Source organism: Mesorhizobium sp. M7A.F.Ca.CA.002.09.1.1, assembly GCF_003998555.1.
GTDB lineage: Bacteria > Pseudomonadota > Alphaproteobacteria > Rhizobiales > Rhizobiaceae > Mesorhizobium > Mesorhizobium ciceri.
This window is the reverse complement of record NZ_RZRR01000493.1, coordinates 1-4,177: the sequence shown is the minus strand read 5'-3', so window position 1 is coordinate 4,177 and position 4,177 is coordinate 1. Positions and strand designations below refer to the sequence as shown.

The window sequence follows — 4,177 nt, the reverse complement described above, 5'->3', positions numbered from 1 at the left end:
CGATAAAAGCGCGCAGGCGCAATTTGCCGCCCTGCCTGCGCTCGGCCAGCGCCGCGGCCTTGCCTATGAAATCGGCGTCCTTGCCGTAAGCAACGAAGCGGTCGAGCCCCGCTTCCAGCGGCCCGTAGATCGGCCGGTACTCGCGCCCCCATGAGCCGTAATTCTTGTCCAGCCGCAGCGCATTGAGCGCGCGCGAGCCGAACAGGCCGATGCCGAATTCCCCGCCCGCCGCCATCAGCGCTTGATAGGCGACGCGCTGGTATTCCGGCGCCACCCAGATCTCGTAGCCGAGATCGCCGGTATAGCTCACACGGCCGACCAGGCACGGCGCCATGCCGATATCCATCCGGCCAATGGCCATGAAGGAAAAGGCCGCGTTGGAGACATCCGAGCGCGTCGCCTTTGCCAGCACATCCCGCGCCTTCGGGCCGGCGATCGACAGACCGGTGAGCTTCGCGCCCAGCGACTCGATGCGGACCGATCCATCGTCAGGCAGGTGCTTCTCGAACCAGCGCATATGGTATTGCTCGGCGATGCCGGAGCCGGCGAGGAACCAGCCCTCACTTCCGAGATTGGCGAGGGTGAAATCGCCGATCAGTCTGCCGTCTTCCTTCAGCATCGGCGCCAGCGTCATGCGGCCGGGCTTGGGCAGTTTGCAGGCAAGCATCCGGTCGAGCCAGGCGGCCGCTCCCTCACCCGTCACCTTGTATTTGGCGAAGCTCGAAATCTCCGACAGGCCGACACCGTCGCGAACTGTGGCGACCTCCTTGGCGACCTGCGTGAAATCGCTCGAGCGGCGCCAGGAGAATTCGTCCTTGACGCCTTCCGGCGCGTACCACAGCGGCACTTCCAGCCCATAGGCAACGCCCCATTGCGCACCCTTGGCCGACAGCAGGTCGTAGACCGGCGTCGTCTTCAGCGGCCGCCCGGCGGGCAGCTCCTCATTGGGGAAGCGGATCGAAAAGCGCCTGGAATAATTCTCGCGCACCTTGGCGTTGGTATAGGCCATCGTCGCCCAGTCGCCGTAGCGCGCGACATCCATCGCCCAGATGTCGGCGCCGGGATCGCCCTCGATCATCCAGTTCGACAAAGCGAGGCCGACGCCGCCGCCTTGCGAAAACCCGGCCATGACACCGCAGGCGACCCAGAAGCCCGGCAGCCCGCGCACCGGCCCGACCAATGGGTTGCCGTCGGGCGCGAAGGTGAAAGGCCCGTTGATGATCTGCTTGATGCCCGTGTTCTGGAAGGCCGGGAAATGGCGGAAGCCGACCTCAAGCGACGGCGCGATGCGGTCGATGTCGGGCGCCAGCAATTCATGGCCGAAATTCCATGGCGTCTGGTATTCGGACCATGGCTTGTTGGCCTTTTCGTAAGTGCCCATCAGCATGCCGCCGCGCTCCTGGCGCAGGTAAAGCTCGCCGTCGAAGTCGACCGCGTGGATGATCTCGGTGCCGGTCTTGGCGTTCCAGGCGGCGACCTCCGGCATATCCTCGGTGATCAGGTACATGTGCTCCATGGCCAGCACCGGCAGTTCGAGGCCGACCATGCGGCCGACCTCGCGCGCCCACAGGCCGCCGGCGTTGACGACATGCTCGGCCACCACCTCGCCCTTGTTGGTGATGACCCGCCACAGTCCGTCAGGGCGCCGCACGATGTCCTCGACCTTGGTGAAACGCTCCACTTCCGCCCCAAGTTTCCGCGCGGCCTTGGCATAGGCGTGGGTGACGCCGGAGGGATCGAGATGGCCGTCCTCTTTGTTCCTGACCGCGCCGACGAACTGCTTGGGATCGAGCAGCGGCATCAGTTCGGCCGCTTCGTTGGGCGAGATCTCCTCGAGCTCGATGCCGAGATAGCGGCCCTTGGCGACGACGCCGCGCAGCCAGTCGAGCCGCGCCTCGGTCGCTGCCAGAAGCACGCCACCGGTCAGATGCACGCCGGTCGCCTGGCCGGAAAGCTCCTCGATCTCCTTGTAGAGATTGATCGTGTATTTCTGCAGCTTGGCGACGTTGGGGTCGCCATTGATGGTGTGCATGCCCCCGGCCGCGTGCCAGGTCGAGCCTGAGGTCAGCTCGTCGCGCTCGAGCAGGACAACATCGGTCCAGCCGTGGCGGGCGAGATGGAACAACACGGAGCATCCGACGACGCCACCGCCAATGACCACGACCTTTGCATGCGATTTCATGGATTTTTTCTCTGATATCAGTGAGTTGAATGGGTGAATGGATTCAAGCTGGGAACGATCACGGCTCGCCCTGCCCGATCGCTTCCTTGCGCCTGGCCATGTAAGCCTCTAGCGCCTCGCGCACGGCGATATCCATCACCGGCTCGACATAGTCCTCCAGCGCTTTCTTCCACAGCCGCGTTGCGCGTGCCGTGGCGTCGAGGCCGCCGGCTTCCTGCCAGGCTTCGTAATTCTGCCAGTTGGACAGCATCGGCTGGTAGAAGGCAGTGGCGTAGCGCTCCAGCGTGTGCGGCTCGCCGAAGAAATGCCCACCGGTTGGCACCGCACCCAAAGCCTCGACGGCGAGTTCCGCCTCATTGACTTCGATCGGGCGCAAGAACTCCATCATATGCTGGATCATCTCGACATCGATGATGAGTTTTTCGAACGACGCCGTCAGCCCGCCCTCCTGCCAGCCGGCGGCGTGGTAGACGAGGTTGCCGTGGCCGAGCACCGCCCCCCACAGTGCCATCAGCGTCTCATAGGCGCCCTGCGCGTCGGCGGCATTGGAAGCCGAGCCCGGCGTCGTGCGGTAGGGCAGCCCGTAGCGCCGCGCCAGTTGCCCTGACGCAATGTTGGCCTTGGTGTTCTCGGGCGTGCCGAAGGCCGGCGCGCCCGACTTCATGTCGACATTGGAGGTGAAGGCGCCATATCCGACGGGGGCGCCCTTGCGCACCATCTGGGCGAAGGCGATGCCGGCAAGCGCCTCCGCGTTCTGCTGCACCAGTGCGCCGGCGATGGTGACAGGCGCCATCGCACCCGACAGGGTAAACGGCGTCACGACGACGACCTGGCCCTTGCTCGACATCTGGATGATGCCTTCCATCATCGGCACATCGAGTTTCAGCGGCGAATTGGTGTTGATGATGGTGAAGACGGACGGCTCTTCGAGCATCTGCTCGTGGCTGATGCCGCGCGCGATCCTGGCGATCTCGATGCCGTCGACATTGCGCTCCTTGCCGAGCGAATAGATGTGGAACACCTTGTCGGTGAGCACGCTGAGATCGCGGATGCATTCGAGATGGCGGACGGATGGATGGATATCGGTCGGCTCGACCGGGTAGCCGCCCGTGCAGTTCAGAATGTTGTGCATCTGCGCGAGCTTGAGGAAGTTGCGGTAGTCCTGCTGGTTGCCGGGCCGGCGGCCGCGATCGATGTCGGAGCAATTGGGCGCCGACGCCATCATCGAGACGATCACATTGTTGCCGCCGAAGCGCACATTGTGCGCAGGATTGCGGGCATGGATGGTGAATTCCGACGGGCAGTGCGACACCAGGTCGAGGATCATGTCGCTGTCGAAGCGCACCCGCTCTGAGCCGTCACGCACGTCGGCGCCATGCGCCTTCATGATGCTGCGGGCCTCATCATGCAGCACGTCGACGCCGATTTCCCGCAGCACGCGCAGGGAAGCGAGGTGAATCGATTCCAGCTCGTCGTCGGACACCAGCCTGGTTGGCGCCAGCGGGTTCTTCAACTGGCGAAAAGCCGGCTGCTCGAACGCGGCTGAGCCGCCGGCGCGCTTTCCAGCGCGGCCGCCGCGACGGGCGCGGTCGGTGGCCAATGCCGGTTCTGAGGGTTGTAGGGCGGCGGTCATGATGGTCCTCGTGGGATGCGATAGCGGGCGGCATAATGGACCGGCGGCTGTCCGGCCATTGCGGAGGCGACGACCACTAGGGCGAGGGAAGCGACATGCCGGAACGGCAGGTGCCCGGCCGCGACATCGGCTTGATCAGGTTGCCGCGTTGGAGCAAGCGGATTTCGGTGGCCGGCCCTTTCCTTCCGGGGATCGAACCGATAGCTACTTGGCTTGCCGGCCTGATGGCCAGCAGTTCATCTGGATGGCAGCATGGTCGCGACCGGCTCGAGCGAAGGCGAAGCAGGAACGCAATGGGCAGCGCTTGCCGGCGTCACCGCGGCACTTGCCATGTTTGGCGCCGCGCAAGGGCTGAGCTCGCC

The 4,177-nt window shown here is 64.7% G+C and carries 2 protein-coding genes; both read right to left on the bottom strand.

What is annotated here, in order from left to right; all coding sequences use genetic code 11:
- The coding region (locus tag EN994_RS20435) for an FAD-dependent oxidoreductase (RefSeq protein ID WP_164746036.1) at positions 1–2,182 on the bottom strand (2,182 nt) is incomplete at its 3' end.
- Positions 2,183–2,240: 58 nt separating this feature from the next.
- Positions 2,241–3,815, bottom strand: coding sequence for a trimethylamine methyltransferase family protein (locus tag EN994_RS20430; protein WP_127307760.1), 1,575 nt, complete (start codon positions 3,813–3,815; stop codon positions 2,241–2,243).
- Positions 3,816–4,177: the final 362 nt, after the last annotated feature.

Bases quoted from the DNA above. Each gene is read 5' to 3' on its own strand.
- EN994_RS20430 (WP_127307760.1), bottom strand. From the start codon at position 3,815: ATGACCGCCGCCCTACAACCCTCAGAACCGGCATTGGCCACCGACCGC.